Source organism: Selenihalanaerobacter shriftii (genome assembly GCF_900167185.1).
GTDB lineage: Bacteria > Bacillota > Halanaerobiia > Halobacteroidales > Acetohalobiaceae > Selenihalanaerobacter > Selenihalanaerobacter shriftii.
In genome coordinates this window covers 1-23536 of record NZ_FUWM01000013.1, presented here as the reverse complement: position 1 = coordinate 23536, position 23536 = coordinate 1, and the positions used below count along the sequence as shown (strand labels likewise).

Below are 23536 nucleotides of genomic sequence, written 5' to 3'. Positions count from 1 at the left end.
TTTTAGGGCTTCTCATTTAATGAGGAGTCCTTTTTTAGTTAGGACAACTATTTAAAAACGAGCTAGAAAGGAGATTGAGATGGAATTAGATTTAAAATTAAGCGGAGGTATGATAATAGATGGCAGTGGTCAAGGGAGATTTCGGGCTGATATTGGGATTAAAGATGAATTAATTAGCAAAGTGGGGGATTTAAAAGACGTTAAAGCTTTAGAAGAGTATGATATTACTGGATTAACTGTAGCTCCAGGCTTTATAGATATACATTCACATTCAGACCTTTCAGTTCTCGTTAACCCTAAAGCAACAGGGAAAATATATCAAGGAGTAACTACAGAAGTTCTAGGTAATTGCGGCTCTTCGGCAGCTCCTATGGCTAGGCAAGCTGTAGATTCAGTTAGAAGTAGTGCAATGAAATATAATCTAGAATTAAGTTGGAGAGATATGGCTGGTTATTTTAAAGAGATAAACACCCAGGGATGTGCAGTCAATGTGGTTTCTTTAGTAGGTCATGGATTATTAAGAAAATCAATAATGGGTGATGATATTAGCAGACCTACGGTTGATCAATTAGAAGAAATGAAAGAATTACTGACTACAGCTATGGAACAAGGAGCTTGGGGTATATCTACAGGTTTAATTTATCCTCCATCCTCTTATGCACAGACAAAAGAATTAATAGAATTAGCTAAAGTAGTTTCAGAATATGGAGGAATTTATGCTACTCATTTACGGGATGAGGGAGACAGGTTAATTACAGCTGTGAAAGAAGCTATTAAGATAGGTAAAGAGGCTCAGGTTTCAGTGCAGCTTTCTCATCATAAAGCCAATGGTAAAAAGAATTGGGGGAAGGTTAAGCAGACATTACAATTAATAACTGAGGCTAATCAAATAGGATTGGATATTGATTGTGATGTATACCCTTATTTAGCAACATCTACAGGTTTATCTGCTCTTTTACCTTCAAGAGTAAAAGAAGGAGGGAGTCAAAAAGTCATTCAACGTTTAAATGATGAAAAAGTTGTGGAGCAGATAAAAGAATATTGGGAAGAAGAAAGAAAAGAAAAAGAATCATGGGAAAAGATATTAATTGCTGAAGTTGATAAAGAATATAATAAGTATTTAGAAGGCAAGAGTGTAGCTGAGATAGCCAAAGAAAAAGGAAATGATCCAGCTGAAGTAGTTATTGATTTATTAATCAATGAGGAATTAAAAGTTAGTATGGTTAAATTTTCAATCTGTAAAGAGGATTTAGAAAGAGTCTTGACTTTCCCTAAAAGCATGATTGGTTCAGATGCATTAACCAGGTCTAAAGATGGAATTTTAAATCAAGGAAAACCACATCCTAGAGCTTATGGAACTTTTCCTAAAGTAATAAATCAATTTGTAAAGAAAGAAAAAGTCATCACTTTAGAGGAAGCTATTAAAAAGATGACTTATTTACCTGCTAAGAAGTTAGCATTAACTGATAGAGGGAGAATAGATGAAGGGTTAAAAGCCGATTTAGTTATTTTTGATTTAAACGAATTAAAAGATAAAGCTACTTATCAAAATCCCCATCAGTATGCTCAAGGTGTTAAATATTCATTAGTTAATGGAGAATTCATTATAAAAGATTCTAAGCATACATCTAAATTGCCAGGAAAAGTATTAAAAAACCGTCATAAATAATTAAAAATATTTCTTACATAAATTATCTGGAAAAACTTGACATCGAATATATGTTCGTGATATACTGGGTTTAAATTAGCAGATAAGGGGGTGGGATCATTGGATATAACAGATGTTAGAATTAAAAAATTAGATTCAGACGGTAAGACCAAAGCATTTGCATCTATCACTTTTGATGATTCCTTTGTAGTAAAGGGATTAAAAATAGTTGAAGGTAAGAATGGTCTATTTATTTCTATGCCTAGCCGGAAACGTTCTAACGGTGATTATGTAGATATAGCTCATCCAGTTAAAGCTGAAGTTAGAGCAAAGATTCAAGAACGAATTTTGAACGCTTATGAGAAATTGGCTTAAATCTTTAGTATTTTAAAATACAATTGCTAATACTTTTTCCTTAAATTACATACAATAAACTTGACATAGAATTATTTAATTGTTATAATGTTTCCTGTTATTAGATAATGATTTTTATAATTAGTAATTGTTATATTGTAGGGATGAGATGATGATTTCTTGTTCCAACTTTTTCCACTTAAAATGGAGCAATTGCTCCATTTTTTATTTGCATAAATATTTTAAATTTAAAGATATAATTAGGTTAGGTCTAAATTATGACCTGCTTCTAGTTTAGTTTTTAAGAAGTTGCCAGGAAGGTGCTAAAAATGGGTTATTTAAATCAGGATGACCTTTATAAACATAAATTAGCTACTATTTTAGGTAGGGGTAAAAGGTTAAAAAGGGTTCTTAAATCTTTTCCAACTGAAGATAAGTTTAAAGATGCTTCATTAAGAAAGATTGGAAATGTAATAGGAATTAAGGATTTAGAAAGTAAGACTATGGTTCAATTAAAGCAATTGGATCAAACTTATGATAGATTAACTACACCAAAACATTCATCTAAATTAAGTAAATATCCTAAAGCTAGAAGGATTATGTGTGTTGACACAGAATATTTATGGAGTGACCTGGATTCTATTCAATATGCAATTCGAGAATATGATGAATGGTTAGAAACAGGCATAATATTTACTAATCAGGACTTAGCTGATTCTTTATCGATAATAGATGGAATAGAATTATTAAGGGAGATAATTACTAGTTTTAAACCGGATATATTAGTAGGACATAATTTTAACTGTGATATAACTATTTTAGAAGAGGCATATGGAGCAGAAATCCCAGAATTACATAATTATGATGATACTTTATATATGGTGCGTAATAGTAACGTAGCTAATATCATTGGTGGAGCTAGTTTAGATAAGATAATTAAAGAGATATTTAGAGAAACTACTATTGGTCTATTCACTGCTTATCAAGACTTGGAACTCTTTATTAAATATGGATTGAGGGACGCTCTATATCCCATTTATACTCGTGAATATTTAATGACAGGAGAGATTCCTACTGTTAGATCAGGATTAAAAATAGATAGGTTAATAAAGGAAAGTAATTGGGAGAAGATAAGCTTTGACTCGATTTTATCTGATTAATTTAGAGGAGGTTCTCAGGAATGGTTAAATTGGCTACAGTTATTTTAGCTGCAGGTAAGGGGACTAGAATGAAGTCTGAACTTCCAAAGGTGTTACATCAAGTCTGTGGGAAGTCTATGGTTGAACATATTATTTCGACGGCTCAGAATTTAAATCCGGTACAGAATGTTGCGGTTATTGGTCATAAAGGAGAATTAGTTGAAGAAGAATTAGAAGATATAAATATAGATTTTGCTTATCAAAATCAACAACTTGGAACTGGTCATGCAGTAATGCAAGCAGAAGAATTATTATCAGATTTTACGGGTTCAGTTTTAGTTCTATGTGGAGATACCCCATTATTAACGGCAGAGACTTTAGAACTTTTAACCAAAAGCCAACAAGAAAAGTCAGCAGCAGCTACGATTCTGACTACTAAAGTAGATGACCCAACTGGGTATGGTAGAATAGTAAGGGGTCAAAAAGGGGAAGTAGTTAAGATTGTAGAGGATAAAGATGCTACTGTTAAGCAGGCAGAAATAAATGAGGTTAATACTGGAACTTATTGTTTTGATAGTCAACTTTTATTCTCAGCATTAGATGAACTTGATACAGATAATGCTCAAGGGGAGTACTATTTAACCGATATTATTGAGATATTTAAAAATCAAGGGAATAAAGTTACTGCTGTAATTACTAAAGATGAAGCAGAGACTCTAGGAGTTAATAATAGACGACATTTGGCTAAAGCAGAAGAAGTTTTGCGAAAACGAATATGTAATCGACATTTAGACTTTGGAGTGACAATCATTGATCCTAAGAATACATTTATTGATGATGAAGTGGAGATAGGTCAAGATACGATTATTTATCCATTTGCTATGCTAGAAGGTGATACTAAGATAGGTGAATGTTCTACTATTGGCCCTCAAAGTAGAATAATTGATTCTGAATTAGGGTCTGAGGTAGAAGTTCAAAATTCAGTAATCAAGGAAGCAAAGGTAGGAGACAAAACAATGGTAGGCCCATTTGCTTACTTAAGACCTGGAGCTGAAATTGGATCTGAGGCAAAAGTTGGTGATTTTGTAGAAATTAAAAAATCTAAAGTTGGAGATAAAAGTAAGGTGCCACATTTAAGTTACATAGGCGATACAATTATTGGTCAAGGAGTTAATATAGGAGCAGGAACTATTACTGCTAATTATGATGGTGAAGCAAAACATCAAACTGTAATAAAAGATGGAGTATTCATAGGTAGTAATTCTACTTTAGTCGCACCAATTCATATTGGTCAAAATGCTATAACAGGAGCCGGCTCAGTGGTTACTAAAGATGTGGAAGAAAGCACTCTGGTATTAGGAGTTCCAGCAATTGAAAAAGAATCTGAGGGAGATTAAGAGTTAAGTAATTAATATTAATCTATAGAGAAGATAATAAGGCAAAATTAGACAGGAGGGCAAATTTATCATGGTATCAAAGAAAGAGAGGTTAAAAGTATTTGCAGGTAACTCAAACCCCAAGTTAGCTAGAGAAATTTGTGATTATTTAGGAACTACATTAGTTGATTCTGATGTTTTCAGATTTAGTGATGGGGAGATTGGCGTTAGTATTGTAGAGAGTGTAAGAGGATCAGATGTATTTGTTGTTCAACCAACTAGTGCTCCAGTAAATGAGAATATTATGGAATTGCTAGTCATGGTTGATGCATTAAAGAGAGCTTCTGCTCGTAGTATTACAGCAGTAGTACCGTATTTTGGATATGCACGACAGGATAGAAAGGCTAAACCTAGAGATCCTATTTCCGCTAAGCTAATATCTAATTTATTAGCATCTGCCGGAGCAGATAGGTTAGTTGCAATTGATCTTCATGCTGCTCAAATCCAAGGTTTCTTTGATATCCCTGTTGATCACTTATTAGGTGCTCCTATTTTGGCAGAATATTTCTTAAGTAAAGATTTAGATGAGAATATTGTTGTGTCTCCAGATGTAGGTGCTGTAAAAAGAACGCGAGATTTTGCTGAAAGACTTAATACTTCAATAGCTATTATTGATAAAAGACGACCAAAACCTAATGTGTCAGAGGTAATGAATATTATCGGAGATGTCAATGATAAAAATGTAATCTTATTAGATGACATGATTGATACAGCAGGGACTATTACGCAAGCAGCTAAGGCTTTAAAAGAACGAGGTGCTAGAGAAGTTTATGCTTGCTGTACTCATCCAGTTTTTTCTGGTCCAGCAATTGAAAGATTAGAGGAATCAAATATTAAGGAAGTAGTAGTAACAAATACCATTCCTTTACCAGATGAGAAAAAATTGGACAAGGTTAATGTATTATCAATTGCTCCATTACTTGGAGAAGCTATTGATAGAATATTTAAAGACCTGTCAGTTAGTGTATTATTTGATTAAAGTTTTGATTTTTATTTAAAAAAATGTTAAAATGTAACTTATGAGAAGAATTTAAAAAGGAGTGGGTATGAATGGAACTTGTAGAACTCAATGCTGAAGTGAGAAGCGAAACTGGTCAGAGCGCAGCTCGCAGATTACGAAATAAAGGTTTAGTTCCTGGAGTAGTTTATGGTCGAAGCCAGGAGACAGTTAGCCTAAAGTTAGATGCTAAAGAGTTAGCTCAGGCTCAAGGAAACAATGCAATTATTGACTTAAGTCTTGAAGATGATGTTAAAAAGGTAATGGTTAAAGAATTACAGAAGGATGTAATTACAGGTGAATTTTTACATGTAGATTTTCACCAAATTGCTCTTGACGAGGAAATTACTGTAGAAGTACCTGTTACTTTAGAGGGTACGTCTGCTGGTCAAAGAGAAGGTGGAGTATTACAACAAGCACTTAGAAAAGTTGAAGTTGAATGTTTACCAACTGATATTCCTCAAGATATTAAGGTCGACATTTCTCATCTTGAAGTAGGTGAATCTTTACACGCTGCTGCATTAAAAACAGGTGAAGGTGTAGAACTTATAACTAATGGAGATGAAGTAGTAGTAACTATTGTTGTGCCTACTGAACTTAGTGAAGAGGATCTTGAAGAAGAAACAACAGAAGTTGTTGCTGAACCAGAAGTTATCGGTGAAGAGCCGGATGAAGAAGAGGAAGAAGCAGATGAAATTGAAGACGAAGAGTAAAATCTAACATATTAACTAAGACGTAATCAATTAAATTGATTACGTCTTTTGTTTTTATCTATAAGATTAAAGGAGTGAATAGCTTATGAAACTGATAGTTGGATTAGGCAACCCCGATTTTAAATATTCTAAGACTAGACATAATATTGGTTTTCGAATAATAGATGAATTTGCTAATCAATATCAAATAAAGGTTAATAAAGAAGAAAAGAAGGCTTTAATTGGGAAGTCGTATTTACAAGGTGAGAAGGTTATCTTAGCTAAGCCGCAGACTTATATGAATAATAGTGGGCAGGCAGTAGGAGAGTTAATTAGATGGTATGATATTGAATTGGAAGATGTTCTGATTATTTATGATGATCTAGATTTAGAATTAGGTCAACTTAGAGTTAGACCTTCAGGAGGCCATGGCGGTCATAATGGAATGAAGTCAATCTTTAATCATTTAAACAATAAATCAATCCCTCGTATCAGAGTAGGGATTGGTCGACCACCGGAATATATGACGGTTACTGATTATGTATTAGGAAAATTTAGTAAGGAAAATAGGAATAAAGTAAAAAAAATAACTTCTAAAGCAGTGGATGCTATTTATGAATTTTTAGTCAATGATATAAATTCTGTGATGAATAATTTTAATTAAAAGAATTACATATTTAGTCGATTAGAAGTTAATACTTATAATTACAAGGTCAATTTTATAAAAAATTAAATAAAATTTGGAGTGGAAGAATGAATATTATCTTAGTAGGATTAATAGCCGCTGTAGTAACCATGTTAATTAATAGATATCTAGTAGCTGAGGCTGGCAATTTAGTAATAATTTATTTAGTTCCTTTTGTAGAAGAGGTAGTTAAAAGTTTTTCAGCGTATTTTTGGCAGACAAATATTCTTTTAGTTCACTTAGTCTTTGGAGCTATTGAAGCTATTTATGATTTTTATTCTACATCTGAGCATGGAGTTTTAGCTGGAAGTTTCAGTCTTCTAGGGCATTTTGCTTTTGGATATATTACTCTATTCATTTATCTTAAATCTAATAGTATTTTACTTGGTGTGTTAGCAGCTACTACTGTTCATACTTTATGGAATTATATAGTCCTAACTAAGATAGGGGGAAATTAAATATGCAGTTAATTTACTATTGTGACCGTTGTAATAATCTAGTCGATGAATTAGATGTAGAAGAAGTGGACGAAGAGAAATTAGGATTGTCTATCTTGACTGCAGATGAAAAAGAAGATATAATAAAAAAAACTGATGATAAAATGGAGATTGGAATTATCTGTGACGAATGTGAAACTAAAGAGGATTTGGTTTCTTTAGTTAATGATAATTTAGTACATTAAATTTTCCAGGACCTTGGTAAAGGACTAAGGTCTTTTTTGGTGTATAGTCGATTGCTTAAAGGAGTTAAGATAAAATGAAAAATGATTTAACTAATCTTTTGTCAAACACAACTGAATTTAAAACTTTAAAAAATAATTTTGGTTCTAAGCTAGACACTCAATTATCAGTTGGCCTTTCAATTTCTCAACGGTCTTTTATCGTAGCAAACTTATATGAGGAAGTAAGTGGTAAAATTTTATTACTTACTTATAATTGGCAGCGAGCTACCCAAATTTATGAAGAATTATTAAGGTTACTTTCAGAGGAAGATATCTTGTTATTTCCTCAATTAGAGATATTACCTCATGAACAAATAGAATCTGATATTACAGTTAAAATTCAAAGATTAACAGTCTTAGAGAAATTAAGGAGTTCAGAGGACTTTATAGTAATTGCTCCTATTCAGGCTTTATTGAGGAATTTAGTTCCTAAGGATTTATTTGATAATTATCATTTTGAGATAGATATTAATTCTAGTATAGACTTAGGTCAGCTTAGTTCTCAACTGACAGAACAAGGATATGAAAGAGTCAGTATGGTTTCTAATAAAGGAGAATACAGTATTAGAGGCGGTATTCTTGATATTTACCCTCTCACAAGAGATAATCCAGTTCGTATTGAGTTATTTGGAGATGAAGTAGAATCGATAAGAGAGTTCGACTTGGCTACACAGCGATCTATTAAAGAATTAAAAACTGTGAGTATTCCTCCATCTACAGAGACCTTATTACCCTCAAAATTTTTACAAAACGGAATTGTAGAACTAAAAGAATTATTAATTCAAGAAAAAGATAGGCTATTGGCTAATGATAAGGAAGAAGAAGCTAAAGAGTTAGAAGTTAAAGTTAAAGCAGATATTGAAAAAATAAAAGAAGGAATTATATTTACAGGAATTGAACAATACTTAGTTTCTTTTTATAAAGAGATGTCTACTCTAATTGACTATTTTCAGGACGGATATTTAATCTTTGATGCTCCAAATAGGATGCGTTCTAAAGCATTTAACATAATGGATGATATTAATGAATTGAAACTATCTTTGTTAAATCAAGGTAGTATATTAAGTAACTATGATCAAAACTTCACAACTTATGAAGAATTATTAACAGAAATATATACTTATTCTAAATTATATTTAAATGAAAATCAAAAAGCTAAAGGTTTAAAAGTAGATTATAATTTAGAGTTAAGTTTAAAGAAAACTCCAGTATTTAGAGGGCAGATTAATCAATTCATAGATGAAATTAAAAAGTTTAGAGGTAGAGAATATCAGATTATAATTACTCTATCTACTGCTAGTAAATGTAAAAGATTAGTTACTGGCCTAAAAGAAGAAGGTTTGCCTGCTTTTTACGTAGAGAATATAACGAATCAGATTAAACCGGGGAACATAGTAGTAACTACAGGGGCCTTACAAGAAGGGCTAATTTGTACTGAACCTAAATTTGTTCTTTTTACTGAAAGTGATTTATTTGCTCAAACTCAACGCAAAAAGAAACGGAAGATTAAGGCATATGATCAAGGGGTTAAGATATCTTCATTTGAAGAATTAGATGTAGGTGATTATGTAGTACATGAGAATCATGGAATTGGTAAGTATTTAGGGGTTAAGACCTTAGAAGTACAAGGACATAATAAAGATTATTTATTGATTAGATATGCTGATGAGGATAAACTTTATGTACCAACTGATCAGATAGACTTAATACAGAAGTATGTTGGTATGGATGGTAGCCAGCCTAAGTTATATAGTTTAGGTAGTAATGATTGGTCACGAATTAAACGTCGAGTTGAAGAATCAGTACAGGAAATGGCATAAGGATTATTAGAACTTTATGCAGAGAGAGAAGTAGCTCAAGGTCATGCTTATTCTGAAGATACAGTCTGGCAGCAAGAGTTTGAAGCTGACTTTCCTTATCAAGAAACACCTGATCAATTAAAAGCTATTGAAGATGTTAAAGATGATATGGAATCACCTCAGCCTATGGACCGTTTACTTTGTGGAGATGTTGGTTATGGAAAAACAGAAGTTGCTATTAGAGCTGCTTTTAAAGCGGTTATGGATCAAAAACAGGTTGCTATACTGGTACCAACAACTATCTTAGCTCAACAGCATCTAAATACATTTATTGAAAGATTTGCTGATTATCCGATTAATGTTGAAATGTTAAGTAGGTTTAGAACAGCCAAAGAGCAAAAAAAGATTATCAATGATTTAAAAAAAGGTCTAATTGATATTGTAATTGGGACACATCGGATTTTATCTTCAGATATTCAATTTAAAGATTTAGGGATACTAATTGTAGATGAAGAACAAAGATTTGGAGTAAAACATAAAGAAAAGTTGAAAGAGATAAAGAAGAATATAGATGTATTAACCTTAACGGCTACTCCTATTCCAAGAACTTTACATATGTCGTTGGTAGGAGTTAGAGATATGAGCCTTATTGAAACACCACCTGAAAACAGGTATCCTATTAGAACTTATGTTAGAGAATATAGCCCTGGAATAATTAAAGAGGCGATACAGCGAGAAATAAATAGAGGTGGACAGGTATATTTTGTTCATAACCGAGTAGCAGATATAGATAAAGTAGCAAGTAAGATTAAAAAAATATTACCAGAAGCAGACGTGATGACTGCCCACGGGCAGATGAGTGAATCAAAATTAGAGCAAATCATGTTATCATTTTTAGAAGGTAAATATAATGTATTAGTCTGTACTACAATTATTGAAACCGGTTTAGATATTTCTAATGTAAATACAATTATTATTGATGATGCTGATAATATGGGGCTATCTCAGCTTTATCAATTACGAGGTAGAGTAGGAAGAACAAATAGAGTTGCCTATTCATATTTGCTTTATCAGCAGGATAGAGTCTTGTCAGAAGTGGCACAAAAGAGACTACAGGCTATTAAAGAATTTACTAATCTAGGTTCTGGCTTTAAAATTGCCATGAGAGATTTAGAAATTAGAGGTGCTGGGAATATTTTAGGTCCAAATCAACATGGACATATTGAAGCTATCGGCTTTTCTCTTTACTGCAAACTATTAGAACAAGCTATAAAAGAGTTAAGAGGTCAAGAGGAAGAAAAAGAAGAAGAAATTAATATAGATTTAGATGTTGATGCCTATATTACTGAAGAGTATATTCCAGATTCTAGACAAAAAATTGAAATCTACAAGAAAATTTCTGGAATTACAGGGTTAGATGATATAGAGGATATTAAAGATGAATTAAAAGATAGATTTGGAGATTTACCACAATCAGTTATAAATCTCATTAGCATTGGAGAGATTAAGGTTTTAGCTTCTAATTTAGATATACAGAGTATTAAAAGCAAGAAGAAATTCATATTAATTAAATTTAATAGTGCAAATAATCTTTCTGGTCAAAAAATTATCGAATTAAGTAGTAAGTATGAGAATAAAATTGGATTTAGATCTAGTAAGGAGCCAGTCTTAAAAGTTAAAGCGGCTAAAACCTCTAAGGAAACCTTGAATACTTTAATTCAGATTCTCAAATCTTTAAATATTCCTAAGAATAGTTAATAGTAGAAAAGGATAGAATATAACTATTCTCTCCCTTCCAATATAGAAAATGGATTTTAATCTAACTTATGTATTAGTATTATTTAACAGGGTTTGAGAATAAAAATATAAGATTAGCTATATACTATGAATGGAAGGGTTTCTCATGAATTATAAATTAAGGAGGTGAGAACTGGTTATAATTCTATAGTTTAATATGGAATTATATAGCCAGGAAAGCCATGAAGGCTACAGGAATAGTAAGGCGGATTGATGACTTAGGACGGGTAGTAATTCCTAAAGAAATTCGAAGAACGATGCGAATTCGAGAAGGTGAACCATTAGAGATTTTTGTCGACCGAGATGGAGAGGTGATTTTGAAAAAGTATTCTCCAATTGGACAGTTAGGGGAGTTCGCTCAAGAGTATGTTGATTCTTTACATGAGGTTACCGGTTATATTGCTTGTGTTTTGGATAGGGATGTAGTAGTAGCGGTTGCCGGTGCTCCTGAAAAGAAGTTTTTAGATAAACCGATTAGTCAAGCAGCGGAAAAAGTATTAGATGAGAAAGATACTTTAGTAATGGATGAGCCAGGAGCTCATGCATTCTGTGAAGGATGTAAAGGAGATGATGAGGACTGCAAATTTAGTTCTCAAGTTTTAGCTCCTATTATTACTTCTAAAGGAGATACTTTAGGAGCGGTAGTATTAAGTTCTCAAGAGACTAATAGTGAAATGGGAGATTTAGAGATTAAATTAGCAAATACTGCTGCTGGTTTTTTGGCCAAACAGATGGAAGAATAGATATTATTTGGAGGTGGGCCATCTTTTGGCTCGCCTTTTTTTATGAGTTAATAAGAAATTGAAGGTATTGACGGATGGATTGTTGAATATAAACAAGTGAGGAAAGCGGCTTTATTGAGTATAGAAAGGGAGTTAATAGATGGATGAGGATAATAAACAAGGGTTTTTACAAGGGGCATTAATTTTAACTTTAGCCGCATTTATTAGTAAATCAATGGGGCTGGTTTATAGAATCCTCTTAACCCGCTTAATTAATAAAGAAGGAATAGGACTCTACCAGATGGCTTATCCAATCTATACAATTATTTTAGTCATTTCTAGATCGGGGATTCCAGTAGCAATTTCAAAGTTAGTTTCTGAAAAAATTGCTGAGAATAATCGTAAGAGTGCATATAGAATTTTTCGAATTGCTTTAAGTATTAGTGTTGTATTAGGATTAATATTCTCGGTAGGCTTAATTTTAACAGCTAAGCCTATTGCTGAAAATATATTAAGAGACTCTAGGGCTTTTTATTCAGTTTTGGCTATAGCTCCTGCTATTTTCTTTGTTTCAATAATGGCTTCTTACCGCGGTTTTTTTCAAGGATTACAGACTATGAATCCTACTGCAATTTCACAAGTAGTAGAACAATTAGTTAGAATGAGCACTATGTTACTTTTGGCTTATTTTTTATTATCGAAAGGTGTTGAATTTGCTGCAGCTGGAGCTGCTTTTGGAGCGGTTACAGGGGCTATTGCTGGATTAGGGGTTTTGCTTTATATCTATGGGAAGCATAAGCAGGCGATTAATAAATTTGCTTTAAGTGGTGAAGGAGATAAGACTCCTGTTTATAAAATACTTCATAGAATAGCTACTCTAGCTATCCCGGTTACTTTTGGTGCATTAGTTTTACCATTAATGCAATTTGTAGATGCTACTTTGATTCCTTGGAGATTGCAAGAAGCAGGTTTTACTGTTCATGAAGCGACAGGTTTATATGGTGATTTCGCAGGAATGGCTATGGTGTTAGTTAATTTTCCTACAATCATTACTGTTTCATTGGCTGCTAGTTTAGTTCCTGCTATTTCAGAAGCCTTTGCTCTGGGTAAGAATGCTCTGATTAAGGCTAGAACTCAATCAGCTTTAAGATTAACAGTTTTTATCTGTCTACCAGCGGCGATGGGATTATTTTTGTTAGCCACCCCACTTAGTACGATGTTATTTGATGTTCCAGAAGCTGGGATTCCTTTAAGGTATGTTTCTTGGGGAGTTATTTTTGTTTGTTTGCAACAGACTTCTTCTAGTATTCTCCAAGGGATAAATAAACCTAAGATTCCTGCTATTAACTTATTTTTGGGGGCAGCTTTGAATGCTTATTTGAATTTTAATTTAACAGCTATTCCAACTATTGGTATCCGAGGAGCTGCATTTGCTACTGCTTCAGGTTTTTGTTTAGCTGCAATTTTGAATCTATTAGCTATCGGGAAATTAATTGGTTATGATTATAATTATAGCAATATGATATTAAAACCAATTTTAGCAACATTAATTATGGGGTTATCAATTAGCCCAGTTTATGGACAGATTATTAAATTAACAGATAAGAATATACTTGCTACTTTAGGCGCTGTTATTTTTGGAGCAGTTGTATACTCTACAGTTCTTCTAATTAGTGGAGCGGTACAAGAAAGAGATATTAAATTGGTTCCTAAAATCGGAGATAAGTTAGCCAAATTTTTAACTAGAATTGGACTAGTGAGGGGATAACATGATGGAATCTAAGAAAGGAACTTTAACAATAATTGGTTTGGGTCCAGGTAAGATGGAAGATTTAACTTTAGGAGCTCATAAGGCTTTAGAGGAAGTAGACAAGCTTTTTATAAGAACTAAAGAACATCCTATTATTGATGAATTAGTAGGAGATAATTTAGATTTTAATACGTTTGATAAGGTTTATGAAAGGGAAGATAACTTTGAACAGGTATATGAAGTGATTGCTAAGAGGCTTATTCAGGAGATAAATAAAGGTTTAAATATAGGCTATGCAGTACCTGGTAATCCCTTAGTAGCTGAAAAGTCTGTTCAAAACTTATTAAATAGATTACCTAATGAAAAATTAGATATTATTTCGGGAGAAAGTTTTTTAGATGTGCTTTTTACTCTATTAAATATAGATCCTATAGAAGGAATGCAGGTTTTAGATGCTCTAAGCTTTGCAGCAGAGGATATACAATTTAATCAAAATATAATTTTAACTCAAGTATATAATCGTTTAATCGCTTCTGATGTAAAGTTGACATTACTAGAGGTTTATCCTGAAAATCATCAGATTCAGGTGGTTAAAGCTGCTGGTATTGTTGGTTTAGAAAAGAAAGTAGAAATTCCTTTATATCAATTGGATAGGCTAGAATGGGTAGATCATTTAACTAGTGTTTACATACCTCCATTACATGTAGAACAAAGAAATAAATTCAACAAATTAGAAGTATTTAATACTTTAGTTAGGATTATGGAGAAATTACGGAGTCCTAATGGTTGTCCATGGGATTTAGAACAGGATCATCTTTCTTTACGACCATATTTAATTGAAGAGACTTATGAAGTATTAGAAGAAATAGAAAATGGAGATAGGTTTGGATTATGTGAAGAGTTAGGAGATCTGTTATTACAGGTTATTTTCCATGCTCAGATAGCTAAAGAAGAGAATAATTTTGATATAGAGGATGTTATTTATAGTATTTCAGAAAAAATGATTAGAAGACATCCTCATGTTTTTGGGGATGAGGATTTATCTACTTCTGATGATGTTTTAAAAAAATGGGATGAAATAAAAGCAAGTGAAAAATCATTTTCTTCAAAAGATTTTAAATCAGTTTTAGACATTACTGATGGCTTACCAGCTTTAATGGAAGCTCAGAAGGTACAAAAAAAAGCAGCAGGTGTAGGATTTGATTGGCCAATAATTAACCAGGTTTTGGATAAACTAGAAGAAGAATTAAGTGAGTTTAAGGAAGCTTTAACTATTGGACAGAAGTCTAAAATCAGGGAAGAATTAGGTGATGTACTTTTTGCTACTGTTAATGTAGGTAGATTTTTAGAATTAGATTTAGAGTTAGTCTTGCGTGATGCTACTCAAAAATTTAAAAAAAGGTTTAGATATATAGAAAAAGCAGTGAGAAAGACTGAAAATGATCTTAATGATATGACTTTGAATGAATTAGAAGAATTATGGCAGCAAGCTAAAGAAGAGTTAAACTGATCTAAGGAGGCAATTGAAGATGAAAAGGAAATTAATGATTTGTTTTTTAATAATTACTTTGGGTTTATTTAGTTCATTCCCAGCTATTGCAGCAGGATTTGATGTGAAGGCTGATTCAGCAATTTTAATAGAGGCAAAGACGGGTCAAGTTTTATTTACAAAGAATGTTAATCGAGAATTACCACCGGCTAGTATGACTAAAATAATGACTCTTTTGTTATCTATGGAGGCAATTGATTCAGGGCAAATTACATTAGATGATACAGTGATTACTAGTGAATTCGCTTCTTCAATGGGGGGGTCTCAAATCTATTTGGCTCCAAAAGAAAAGATGGATGTAGAGACTTTATTAAAGTCTATAGCTATTGCGTCTGCTAATGATGCTTGTGTAGCTATAAGTGAATATATAGGTGGAACGGAAGGTAGTTTTGTAGAAATGATGAATCAGAAAGTTAAAGAATTAGGACTAGAACATACTAATTTTAAAAATTCTACTGGTTTACCGACTGATAGTGGTAAACATTATAGTAGCGCTAAGGATATGGCAATAATGGCTAGAGAATTAGTTAATAATCATCCTAAAGTTTTAGAGTGGACAAATATTTGGATAGATAAGATTAGAGATGGAGAGTTTACTCTTTATAATACTAATGGGTTAATTGATTATTATCCAGGAGCAGATGGACTTAAGACCGGTTGGACTGATGAAGCAGGCTACTGTTTAACAGCAACTGCTAATAGAGATGATATGCGGTTAATTTCAGTAGTGATGAAAACTGATAGTAAAGAGGCTAGAATAGAAGAGTCGGCTAAGTTATTAAGTTATGGCTTTAGCAGATTTACTCTAGAAAGAATGGTTAAAAAAGGTGAAGATATAGGTAAGGTTCAAGTAAAAGAAGGTAAAAAATTAGAGGTAGGAGTTGAAGCAGCAGCTGATTTACAGACTGTTGTGCAAGCTGGAGGCAATGAGATAGAGCGAAAAATAGAGATTGATAAAGTAGTAAAAGCTCCAGTAAAGAAGGGGCAAATATTAGGGGAAGTGGTTTTAATTCAATCAGAAAAAAGATTAGGAAGTGTTAAATTAGTTGCTAAAGAAAGTGTTGAGCGAGCAGGAATCTTAACTAGATTGATTAGAATGATTAAGGAGTTTTTATTAAGCTTTTTCAAATAATCATTAATGTATAATCCTTTCTAATTATAGGTAGAATAAGACTAAAATTAAGGAGGGATTAAGTTTGGGATTATTAAGAAGTAAGAGGGTTAATTACTATGTATTTTTAGTACTAATCGCATTATTAATTCTATTTGCTGGTTGTAGCCAAAACCAACAACAAGGTAAAACTAAGGTGAAGGGGCTTACTACTGAAGAAATTGAAAAAATAGAAGAGCCTGCTATTAAAGTAGAGACAGAAGAAGGTCAAACAAAAGAGATGAAGATGGAAGAATATATTGCAGGGGTAGTGGCAGGTGAGATGAAGAAAGATTGGCCTACTGATGCTTACGGGGCACAAGCAATTCTTGCTCGAACTTTTGCTTTAAAGAGGTTGGAACAAAAAGGGAGCAATGTGATTAGTGGTAGTCATAAAGAAGCTCAAGCATATAGACCGCAAAATATTACAGATGAAATTAAAAAAGCTATAGAAAAGACTCGTGGTGAAGTTATCATTTATAATGGAGATTATATTACTGGTTGGTTCCATTCTAGTGCGGGTGGTCAAACAACTAGTGCTAAAGTTGGCTTGGCTTATAATAAGAAAGAACCACCATATATTATTAGTGTTAAATCTCCTGATCAACATGCTCCTGATGATATCAAATCATGGTCTGTAAGTTTTGAGAATAATGATATTTTACAAGTATTAAAGCAAGTGGGGGTAAAGAATGCACAGACAGTACAAGATATAAAGATACTAGATAGAGATAAAACTGAAAGAGCTATAGATATGGAAATAAGTTATGATGGTGGTAAAAAGAAAATGAAAGCTGCTAACTTTAGAATAGCAATTGGACCAGATAAATTAAAGTCTACTTTGATTAAATCAATAGAAAAATCAGGAGACAAATTTACTTTCAAAGGTAGTGGGTATGGACATGGTGTAGGTATGAGTCAATGGGGAGCCTTTGCTATGGCTAAAGAAGGTAAATCTCCTGAAGAAATAATTGCTCATTATTTTAAAGATGTCAAGATTGGGAAGAAGTGGGATTAATCTCCTGCTTCTTTTTTATTTATTTAAATATTATAAAAAATAAGCAGGAATTTAATTATAGTTGAAGAAATTTTGAAGTAATAGAGTATATTTTATGTAGTAGGAGTTAGGTTAAATACGTCAATGAAAGGAGTGAGAAGTTAGTAGATAGTAGTCAGAATTTAGTAGGGAGAAACTAGGAGATGCAGATTAAATCATACTTTACAAAAAATTGAGAAGGGAGTAGTGAAGATGGAAAAGAAAAGAGGTCAATGGAATACAAGATCAGCTTTTGTTTTAGCAGCAATCGGTTCAGCAGCTGGATTAGGTAATGCTTGGCGGTTTCCTTATACAGCTTACGCTAATGGGGGTGGAGCTTTTCTAATTCCTTACTTTGTAGCATTATTCACAGCTGGAATCCCATTAATAATTTTAGAATATGCAGTAGGTCATAAGACACAGCAAGGTGCTCCTGGAGCATTTAAAAAGATTAAGGAAACTTGGGAAGGCCTTGGCTGGTGGGCTGTTTTAATTAGTTTTGTAATTATGTCTTATTATGGAGCTATTATGGCTTGGATTTGGAAGTATTTAGCTGGTTCATTTAGTGTAGCTTGGAAATCAGGGGTAGCTGACTATTTTTATAAAGAGGTATTACATTTATCTTCTGGTCCAGGAGAGCTAGGTGGATTTAGTATTCCGGTTTTAATCGGTATAGTAATTACTTGGGCATTTATATATTATATTTTACGGAATGGTGTTACTGGTGTAGGAAAAGTAGTAATGTTTACTGTTCCAGTGCCTGTTATTCTATTAATAGTACTGGCTATCAGAGCTGTTACTTTGCCAGGAGCTATTGAAGGATTAACTTATTATTTACAGCCGGATTTTTCAGTTTTAACTGACCCGCAGGTTTGGTTAGCAGCTTATGGACAGGTTTTCTTTAGTTTGAGTTTAGGTTTTGGTATTATGATTGCTTATGCAAGTTACCTGCCGGAAGATAGTGATATTACAAATAATGCTTTGATTACTACATTTGCTAACTGTGGAATTAGTTTCTTATCTGGATTCGGTATCTTTGGTACTTTAGGTTATATGGCCCAGGCTAAAGGTGTGGCGGTCTCAGAAGTAGTCGATGCTGGTGTAGGATTAGCTTTTGTAACTTATCCAGAGGCTATAAGTCTATTACCGGGAGGACCAGTCGCCCAGACAATCTTTGCTCTTGTCTTCTTCTTGATACTATTAACATTAGGTATAGATTCAGCTTTCTCAATTACAGAATCAGTAATTGCTGGGTTTGATGATAAGTGGCCTGGTAAAAAGAAGAAGGTTATACAATTAGTCTGTTTAAGTGGACTAGGTGCTGGTTTATTATTTGCCACTAAAGGTGGGTTATATTGGTTAGATATAATAGATCATTTTGTTAATGGCTTTGGTTTAGCAGTAGTTGGGTTATTTGAATGTATTATAATTGGTTGGGTTTATGGACCAAAGAACTTACGTGAATATATAAATCCAATCTCTGAAATTAAGATTGGAGCTTGGTGGGACATTATGATTAAGTATATAACTCCTCTTATTTTAATTTGGTCAGTAGTTAATAGTGTAATTCAAGAATTTAGCAAACCATATGGAGATTATCCTCAATGGGCATTAAATGTTGGTTGGGGTGTTGCTATTGGAGCAGTAGTTCTTGGTTTTGCTGTCTTTGCTAAAATGAAAGGTACTGAAGAAACAGTAGAACAGGAAGGTATAAATGCATAAGGTTATTGACCAAGATTAAGAAAGGAGGATGTATAATGCCAGGTTCAGCAATTGCTATGTTGATTTTTGGAAGTGTAGTCTTATATGGAGGATTAGCTTATTGTTTAAAGATTGCTATTAAATCTGATAAGAAACTTTAATAAAAAATATTTTTTACTGATTGTAGAGATAACTAAGAATATTCTTAGTTATCTCTTTTTTATTTTATTGTAAAAAAAAGCCTGATTAAAAATTGAAGTAAGAGATAATAATAAGAATACTATTTAAAATAAGGAGGGAACTACTATGGATAGAAAAAGAGGGGAATTTGATGAATTTGCTAATGATAAATACGATGCAGAAGTCTCTGAGATGAATTATTGGTGGTATACTCAAGGAGATTTTGATATGGAGATGGCTCATGAATTTGATCATGCTACTGTAGGCTGGTGGTCAAATAGTTGGCATGGTTGGGATGAAATTAAGATTAGAGAAAAAAATGATGGCTGGTTTGATAGAGATTAAGACTGGGTAGTCATAGATATCCTCTAATTAACATAGATATAGATTAAAAAGTGAAAGGGGGATATCTATGAGTAAACATCAAGTTAAGCTAAGTGGTCGTGAATTAATAGAGATATTTGGTGTAATTGAAGTAATTAATTTTAGTGAAGTAGAGATTTCATTGGCAACAGAATTAGGTTCTTTGTATATAAAAGGAGAAGATTTAAATATTAAAAGATTGAATTTAGATGATGGAGAATTAATAATTGAGGGATATGTTATAAGATTAGATTATTCTGAGCAGGCCACTGCTGGAGGATTTCTCGGCAATCTTTTCAAATAGATATTCATTCTACTTATTATAGCCACATTTAGTGGCTTTTTTATTTTAGTCAAAAAGTATGAGGTGATATTATGGTATCATTAGAAATTCAATTTAAAACGTTCATATATATGTTATTATTTGGACATTTTTTAGCTTTTACTTTTGATTTTTATCGTGTATTTAGGAGTTTTGGATACTTAGATAATATAGCTACAAGAATAATTGATTTTATTTTTTGCCTACTAGCTGGAATCATAACTTTTATTATATTGTTAAAGAGTAATTTAGGGGAGATTAGAATTTATATATTTTTTAGTCTAGGTTTAGGGATTTTAATCTATAATCGATTATTTAGCAAGTATGCTATCACATCTTTTCGGGTAATCTTAGAAGAAATAATTAAAATAATTAGAAAAAGCTTTAAATTAATCAAAAAATTGTATAAAATAATAGAAGGCGCATTTTTAAAAATTAAAGAAAAAATCAATAGTTTTAAGACTTAATAAAAGATTAAAAAATTAAAATATGAAGGGAAGAAGACTTATACCTAGAAATTTATAGTATATAAGTGTTGGTTTTTAAATATAGACATAGTACTTGGAGGCGATAAATATGAAAAAAGGGAATGTTAACAGAAATTCAACAGATGAACTAACAAATATATTCTTGAAATATATAAATAAGTTTAAAAAATATGCTAAAACTTCTAAAAAGCTTATGATAGTTTCATTAATAATATTAGTTTCTATAGTATATAGTTTCTTTAAAGCTGATGCGAAAATAAAAAATATGAAACATAGATTAAGAGGGCTGGAAACAGAAGCTAAAAAATTAAATAGAGAAGTAAGTATATTAAATAGAAAATTAGATAGAGTAAATTCGAATGAATTCATAGAAGAGATAGCTAGAAAAGATTTAGGTTTAGTGAAACCAGGTGAGACATTATACATAATAATAGAGGAAGATAACAGCCAGGATAAATAAGTAATTATTGGAGGGGAATAGAGATGGCCCAACAAGATATTAATCGAAAATTAGCTAATAAATTAAATTTGAAATATAAGCAGACAAAGGATACAGTAGATTTATTGGAAGATGGAAACACTATTCCATTTATATCTAGATATAGAAAAGAAGTAACTGGTGAATTAGATGAAAGTCAACTTAGAGAATTAAATGATGAATTAGAGTATTTAAAAAATTTGATTGATAGAAAAGAAAAAGTAATTGAATTAATAGATAAACAGGATAAATTAACTGATGAATTAGAGGATAAGATTAAAGCGGCATCTAAATTGCAGACTGTAGAAGACTTATATCGACCTTATCGTCAGAAAAGAAGAACTAGAGCCACTAAAGCTAAAGAAAAAGGATTAAAACCATTAGCTGAATCATTTTTGGCACAAGAATTAGAGAGTGGTTCTGTAGTAGACAAAGCTGAAGAATATTTAGACCCAGAAAATGATTTAACAGAAATTAAAGAAATATTGCAAGGAGTACGAGATATTATTGCTGAGCATGTTTCTGATCAACCTAAGATCAGAAAATTAGTTAGAGATTTAACATTTTCTAGAGGAAACATTAGTTCTGAAGTAATAGATGATGAGGATACTAATTTTTTAGATTACCATGAATTTAGTGAGGAGATAGAGAAACTTCCGCCCCACCGAACTTTAGCTATTAATCGTGGTGAACAGGAAGATATCCTACGTGTTAGAGCAAATGGGCCAGATGAAATTATTCTAAATAAGATAAAGAAAATTATAATTAAAAACCAAAATAGTATATTTTTAAATCAGATAGAGAAAGCCATAGAAGATGGCTATCAGCGTTTAGTTGCTCCATCAATTGCTAGGGAAGTTAGAAGTAAATTAACTGAAGAGGCTGAAGAGCATGCAATTGATCTTTTCGCAGATAACTTAAAGAACTTACTTTTACAACCTCCGGTTAGAGATAAACGGGTATTAGCAATTGACCCAGGGTTTAGAACCGGATCAAAAGTAGCTGTTGTTGACGAGATAGGGAACTTATTATCTATAGCTACCATTTATCCTCATCCGCCTCAAAAAGAGCTAGTAGAAGCCAAAGAGAAAATTAAGGAATTAGTATTAAAACATGGAGTTGATATTATAGTTATTGGTAACGGTACAGCTTCTCGTGAGACCGAGGCCTTCGTAGCAGAAGTCATTACAGAACTAGATAGAGATGCACAGTATATTATAGTTAGCGAGGCAGGAGCTTCAGTTTATTCCGCATCTGAGGTGGCTCAAAAGGAATTTCCGGAATTAGATGTTTCAATAAGAGGAGCAGTTTCCATAGCTAGAAGGCTACAAGATCCATTAGCTGAATTAGTTAAAATTGACCCTAAACATATTGGAGTTGGAATGTATCAACATGATCTTAATCAAGGTAATTTGGAGAAGTCTTTAGAAGCTGTAGTGGAATCAGTAGTAAATTATGTAGGGGTAGATTTAAATATGGCTTCTACATCATTATTAAAATATGTAGCAGGTATTAATGAAAGGGTAGCAGGTAATATAGTTAATTGGCGAGAAGAGAATGGTAAATTCACTAAAAGAAAAGAGTTAAAGGATGTATATGGAGTAGGTCCTAAGACTTTCACACAAGCTGCTGGTTTCTTAAGGATTTATGATGGAGAGGACAAGTTAGCAGTAACCCCAATCCATCCAGAATCCTATTCTGTTACTCAACAATTGCTAGAGAAGATAAATTTTAAACTAAATAAGTTAGATTTATCTGAGCATAAAGCTAAATTAAAGGATAGATTAAACAATTTAAATGTTGAAGAATTAGCTGAAGATTTAGAAGTGGGGATACCTACATTAATGGATATTAGACAAGCATTATTAAGACCAGGGAGAGATCCAAGAGAAGAATTACCAAAACCTATTTTAAAACAAGAAGTAACTAAATTAGAAGATTTGAAAACTGGAATGATATTACAAGGGACTGTTCGAAATGTAGTAGATTTTGGAGCATTTGTAGATATAGGAGTTAAAGATGATGGTTTAGTCCATATATCTGAATTAAGTTCAGAATATGTTAAAGACCCATTAGAAGTTGTAAAGGTGGGTGATATAGTTAAAGTGAAAATTTTAGAAATAGATATAAATCGTAAGAGAATATCTTTAACAATGAATTTTCAATGAATTTTTAAGGTGCATTGTATAATTAAATGCACGGGCTAATAAAAAAATGACACATACTTGTTCCTCTGATAAAATGTTAAGTAACCACACTTAAACATTAAGGAGGCACAAATATGCGTCAAAGTAATTATATCATAGAAAGAGAAAAAGGGAAACATTTAAAACTAGGAGCTCGTAAGATTATTGCTCATTTATATAATAAGCAAAATAAAAATTATAGTGAAATAGCCCGAGAAATGAACTGTCATAGGACAACAATAAGCCGAGAAATAAAAAAGGGTTTAACTACTTTTAAAAACGCAGATTGGTCTGATAGAGAAGTTTATGTGCCAGAAATAGCCCAAGGGGTATATGATGAAAA

The 23536-nt window shown here is 32.3% G+C and carries 23 protein-coding genes and 1 pseudogene; all 24 read left to right on the top strand.

Going from position 1 to position 23536, the window contains the following annotated elements:
• Window positions 1-79: 79 nt before the first annotated feature.
• Window positions 80-1669 (top strand): N-acyl-D-amino-acid deacylase family protein, encoded by a 1590-nt coding sequence (locus tag B5D41_RS08295; RefSeq protein WP_078810164.1) that lies wholly within the window; start codon window positions 80-82, stop codon window positions 1667-1669.
• 99 nt (window positions 1670-1768) lie between these two features.
• Window positions 1769-2023 (top strand): septation regulator SpoVG, encoded by a 255-nt coding sequence (gene spoVG, locus B5D41_RS08290; protein WP_078810163.1) that lies wholly within the window; start codon window positions 1769-1771, stop codon window positions 2021-2023.
• Window positions 2024-2331: 308 nt separating this feature from the next.
• Window positions 2332-3162 (top strand): hypothetical protein, encoded by an 831-nt coding sequence (locus B5D41_RS08285; RefSeq protein WP_078810162.1) that lies wholly within the window; start codon window positions 2332-2334, stop codon window positions 3160-3162.
• 20 nt (window positions 3163-3182) lie between these two features.
• On the top strand, window positions 3183-4538 hold the full coding sequence (gene glmU, locus B5D41_RS08280; RefSeq protein WP_078810161.1) for a bifunctional UDP-N-acetylglucosamine diphosphorylase/glucosamine-1-phosphate N-acetyltransferase GlmU: 1356 nt from the start codon (window positions 3183-3185) through the stop codon (window positions 4536-4538).
• A 70-nt stretch (window positions 4539-4608) separates the two neighbouring features.
• The gene (locus tag B5D41_RS08275) at window positions 4609-5556 is read left to right on the top strand and encodes a ribose-phosphate diphosphokinase (RefSeq protein ID WP_078810160.1); all 948 of its coding nucleotides are present in this window, start codon (window positions 4609-4611) and stop codon (window positions 5554-5556) included.
• Between the two features lie 71 nt (window positions 5557-5627).
• Window positions 5628-6287, top strand: a complete 660-nt coding sequence (locus B5D41_RS08270) for a 50S ribosomal protein L25 (RefSeq protein ID WP_078810159.1) — start codon at window positions 5628-5630, stop codon at window positions 6285-6287.
• A gap of 85 nt (window positions 6288-6372) precedes the next feature.
• Window positions 6373-6930: an aminoacyl-tRNA hydrolase gene (pth, locus tag B5D41_RS08265; RefSeq protein ID WP_078810158.1), complete on the top strand. Its 558-nt coding sequence runs from the start codon at window positions 6373-6375 to the stop codon at window positions 6928-6930.
• Between the two features lie 89 nt (window positions 6931-7019).
• On the top strand, window positions 7020-7409 hold the full coding sequence (locus B5D41_RS08260; protein WP_078810157.1) for a hypothetical protein: 390 nt from the start codon (window positions 7020-7022) through the stop codon (window positions 7407-7409).
• Window positions 7410-7411: 2 nt separating this feature from the next.
• Complete coding sequence (locus B5D41_RS08255; RefSeq protein WP_078810156.1) at window positions 7412-7633, top strand: anti-sigma-F factor Fin; 222 nt, start codon at window positions 7412-7414, stop codon at window positions 7631-7633.
• Between the two features lie 74 nt (window positions 7634-7707).
• Window positions 7708-9492 (top strand): CarD family transcriptional regulator, encoded by a 1785-nt coding sequence (locus B5D41_RS14395; protein WP_234983922.1) that lies wholly within the window; start codon window positions 7708-7710, stop codon window positions 9490-9492.
• A 15-nt stretch (window positions 9493-9507) separates the two neighbouring features.
• Window positions 9508-11229, top strand: a pseudogene (gene mfd, locus B5D41_RS14390) (transcription-repair coupling factor); the annotation flags it as partial.
• Window positions 11230-11450: 221 nt separating this feature from the next.
• Window positions 11451-12011, top strand: coding sequence for a stage V sporulation protein T (gene spoVT, locus B5D41_RS08245; RefSeq protein ID WP_078810155.1), 561 nt, complete (start codon window positions 11451-11453; stop codon window positions 12009-12011).
• A gap of 139 nt (window positions 12012-12150) precedes the next feature.
• Complete coding sequence (gene spoVB, locus B5D41_RS08240; RefSeq protein ID WP_078810154.1) at window positions 12151-13758, top strand: stage V sporulation protein B; 1608 nt, start codon at window positions 12151-12153, stop codon at window positions 13756-13758.
• Between the two features lie 4 nt (window positions 13759-13762).
• Window positions 13763-15250, top strand: coding sequence for a bifunctional methyltransferase/pyrophosphohydrolase YabN (yabN, locus tag B5D41_RS08235; RefSeq protein WP_078810153.1), 1488 nt, complete (start codon window positions 13763-13765; stop codon window positions 15248-15250).
• Between the two features lie 19 nt (window positions 15251-15269).
• The gene (locus B5D41_RS08230; protein ID WP_078810152.1) at window positions 15270-16421 is read left to right on the top strand and encodes a D-alanyl-D-alanine carboxypeptidase family protein; all 1152 of its coding nucleotides are present in this window, start codon (window positions 15270-15272) and stop codon (window positions 16419-16421) included.
• Between the two features lie 64 nt (window positions 16422-16485).
• The gene (locus B5D41_RS08225) at window positions 16486-17457 is read left to right on the top strand and encodes a SpoIID/LytB domain-containing protein (RefSeq protein WP_078810151.1); all 972 of its coding nucleotides are present in this window, start codon (window positions 16486-16488) and stop codon (window positions 17455-17457) included.
• A gap of 231 nt (window positions 17458-17688) precedes the next feature.
• Window positions 17689-19197 carry a sodium-dependent transporter gene (locus B5D41_RS08220; protein ID WP_078810150.1) on the top strand — a complete coding sequence of 503 codons (1509 nt, stop codon included), beginning with the start codon at window positions 17689-17691 and terminating at the stop codon, window positions 19195-19197.
• Between the two features lie 35 nt (window positions 19198-19232).
• The gene (locus B5D41_RS13975; protein WP_143555683.1) at window positions 19233-19337 is read left to right on the top strand and encodes a MetS family NSS transporter small subunit; all 105 of its coding nucleotides are present in this window, start codon (window positions 19233-19235) and stop codon (window positions 19335-19337) included.
• Window positions 19338-19482: 145 nt separating this feature from the next.
• Entirely contained in the window at window positions 19483-19701 is a 219-nt protein-coding gene (locus B5D41_RS08215) for a hypothetical protein (protein ID WP_078810149.1), read from the top strand.
• Window positions 19702-19768: 67 nt separating this feature from the next.
• The gene (yabP, locus tag B5D41_RS08210) at window positions 19769-20023 is read left to right on the top strand and encodes a sporulation protein YabP (RefSeq protein ID WP_078810148.1); all 255 of its coding nucleotides are present in this window, start codon (window positions 19769-19771) and stop codon (window positions 20021-20023) included.
• Between the two features lie 71 nt (window positions 20024-20094).
• Window positions 20095-20508, top strand: a complete 414-nt coding sequence (gene yabQ, locus B5D41_RS08205) for a spore cortex biosynthesis protein YabQ (protein ID WP_078810147.1) — start codon at window positions 20095-20097, stop codon at window positions 20506-20508.
• 109 nt (window positions 20509-20617) lie between these two features.
• Window positions 20618-20989, top strand: coding sequence for an FtsB family cell division protein (locus B5D41_RS08200; RefSeq protein WP_078810146.1), 372 nt, complete (start codon window positions 20618-20620; stop codon window positions 20987-20989).
• A gap of 23 nt (window positions 20990-21012) precedes the next feature.
• A complete protein-coding gene (locus B5D41_RS08195; protein ID WP_078810145.1) occupies window positions 21013-23175 on the top strand; it encodes a Tex family protein in 2163 nt (720 codons plus the stop codon).
• A gap of 113 nt (window positions 23176-23288) precedes the next feature.
• A partial coding sequence (locus tag B5D41_RS08190) for a helix-turn-helix domain-containing protein (RefSeq protein WP_143555682.1) occupies window positions 23289-23536 on the top strand: 248 nt, incomplete at its 3' end.

Excerpts from the sequence above, each read along its gene's own strand:
- B5D41_RS08295 (WP_078810164.1), top strand. The coding sequence starts at position 80 with ATGGAATTAGATTTAAAATTAAGCGGAGGTATGATAATAGATGGCAGT.
- B5D41_RS08285 (WP_078810162.1), top strand. The coding sequence starts at position 2,332 with ATGGGTTATTTAAATCAGGATGACCTTTATAAACATAAATTAGCTACT.
- glmU (WP_078810161.1), top strand. The coding sequence starts at position 3,183 with ATGGTTAAATTGGCTACAGTTATTTTAGCTGCAGGTAAGGGGACTAGA.
- B5D41_RS08275 (WP_078810160.1), top strand. The coding sequence starts at position 4,609 with ATGGTATCAAAGAAAGAGAGGTTAAAAGTATTTGCAGGTAACTCAAAC.
- B5D41_RS08270 (WP_078810159.1), top strand. The coding sequence starts at position 5,628 with ATGGAACTTGTAGAACTCAATGCTGAAGTGAGAAGCGAAACTGGTCAG.
- pth (WP_078810158.1), top strand. The coding sequence starts at position 6,373 with ATGAAACTGATAGTTGGATTAGGCAACCCCGATTTTAAATATTCTAAG.
- B5D41_RS08260 (WP_078810157.1), top strand. The coding sequence starts at position 7,020 with ATGAATATTATCTTAGTAGGATTAATAGCCGCTGTAGTAACCATGTTA.
- B5D41_RS08255 (WP_078810156.1), top strand. The coding sequence starts at position 7,412 with ATGCAGTTAATTTACTATTGTGACCGTTGTAATAATCTAGTCGATGAA.
- B5D41_RS14395 (WP_234983922.1), top strand. The coding sequence starts at position 7,708 with ATGAAAAATGATTTAACTAATCTTTTGTCAAACACAACTGAATTTAAA.
- spoVT (WP_078810155.1), top strand. The coding sequence starts at position 11,451 with ATGAAGGCTACAGGAATAGTAAGGCGGATTGATGACTTAGGACGGGTA.
- spoVB (WP_078810154.1), top strand. The coding sequence starts at position 12,151 with ATGGATGAGGATAATAAACAAGGGTTTTTACAAGGGGCATTAATTTTA.
- yabN (WP_078810153.1), top strand. The coding sequence starts at position 13,763 with ATGGAATCTAAGAAAGGAACTTTAACAATAATTGGTTTGGGTCCAGGT.
- B5D41_RS08230 (WP_078810152.1), top strand. The coding sequence starts at position 15,270 with ATGAAAAGGAAATTAATGATTTGTTTTTTAATAATTACTTTGGGTTTA.
- B5D41_RS08220 (WP_078810150.1), top strand. The coding sequence starts at position 17,689 with ATGGAAAAGAAAAGAGGTCAATGGAATACAAGATCAGCTTTTGTTTTA.
- B5D41_RS13975 (WP_143555683.1), top strand. The coding sequence starts at position 19,233 with ATGCCAGGTTCAGCAATTGCTATGTTGATTTTTGGAAGTGTAGTCTTA.
- B5D41_RS08215 (WP_078810149.1), top strand. The coding sequence starts at position 19,483 with ATGGATAGAAAAAGAGGGGAATTTGATGAATTTGCTAATGATAAATAC.
- yabP (WP_078810148.1), top strand. The coding sequence starts at position 19,769 with ATGAGTAAACATCAAGTTAAGCTAAGTGGTCGTGAATTAATAGAGATA.
- yabQ (WP_078810147.1), top strand. The coding sequence starts at position 20,095 with ATGGTATCATTAGAAATTCAATTTAAAACGTTCATATATATGTTATTA.
- B5D41_RS08200 (WP_078810146.1), top strand. The coding sequence starts at position 20,618 with ATGAAAAAAGGGAATGTTAACAGAAATTCAACAGATGAACTAACAAAT.
- B5D41_RS08195 (WP_078810145.1), top strand. The coding sequence starts at position 21,013 with ATGGCCCAACAAGATATTAATCGAAAATTAGCTAATAAATTAAATTTG.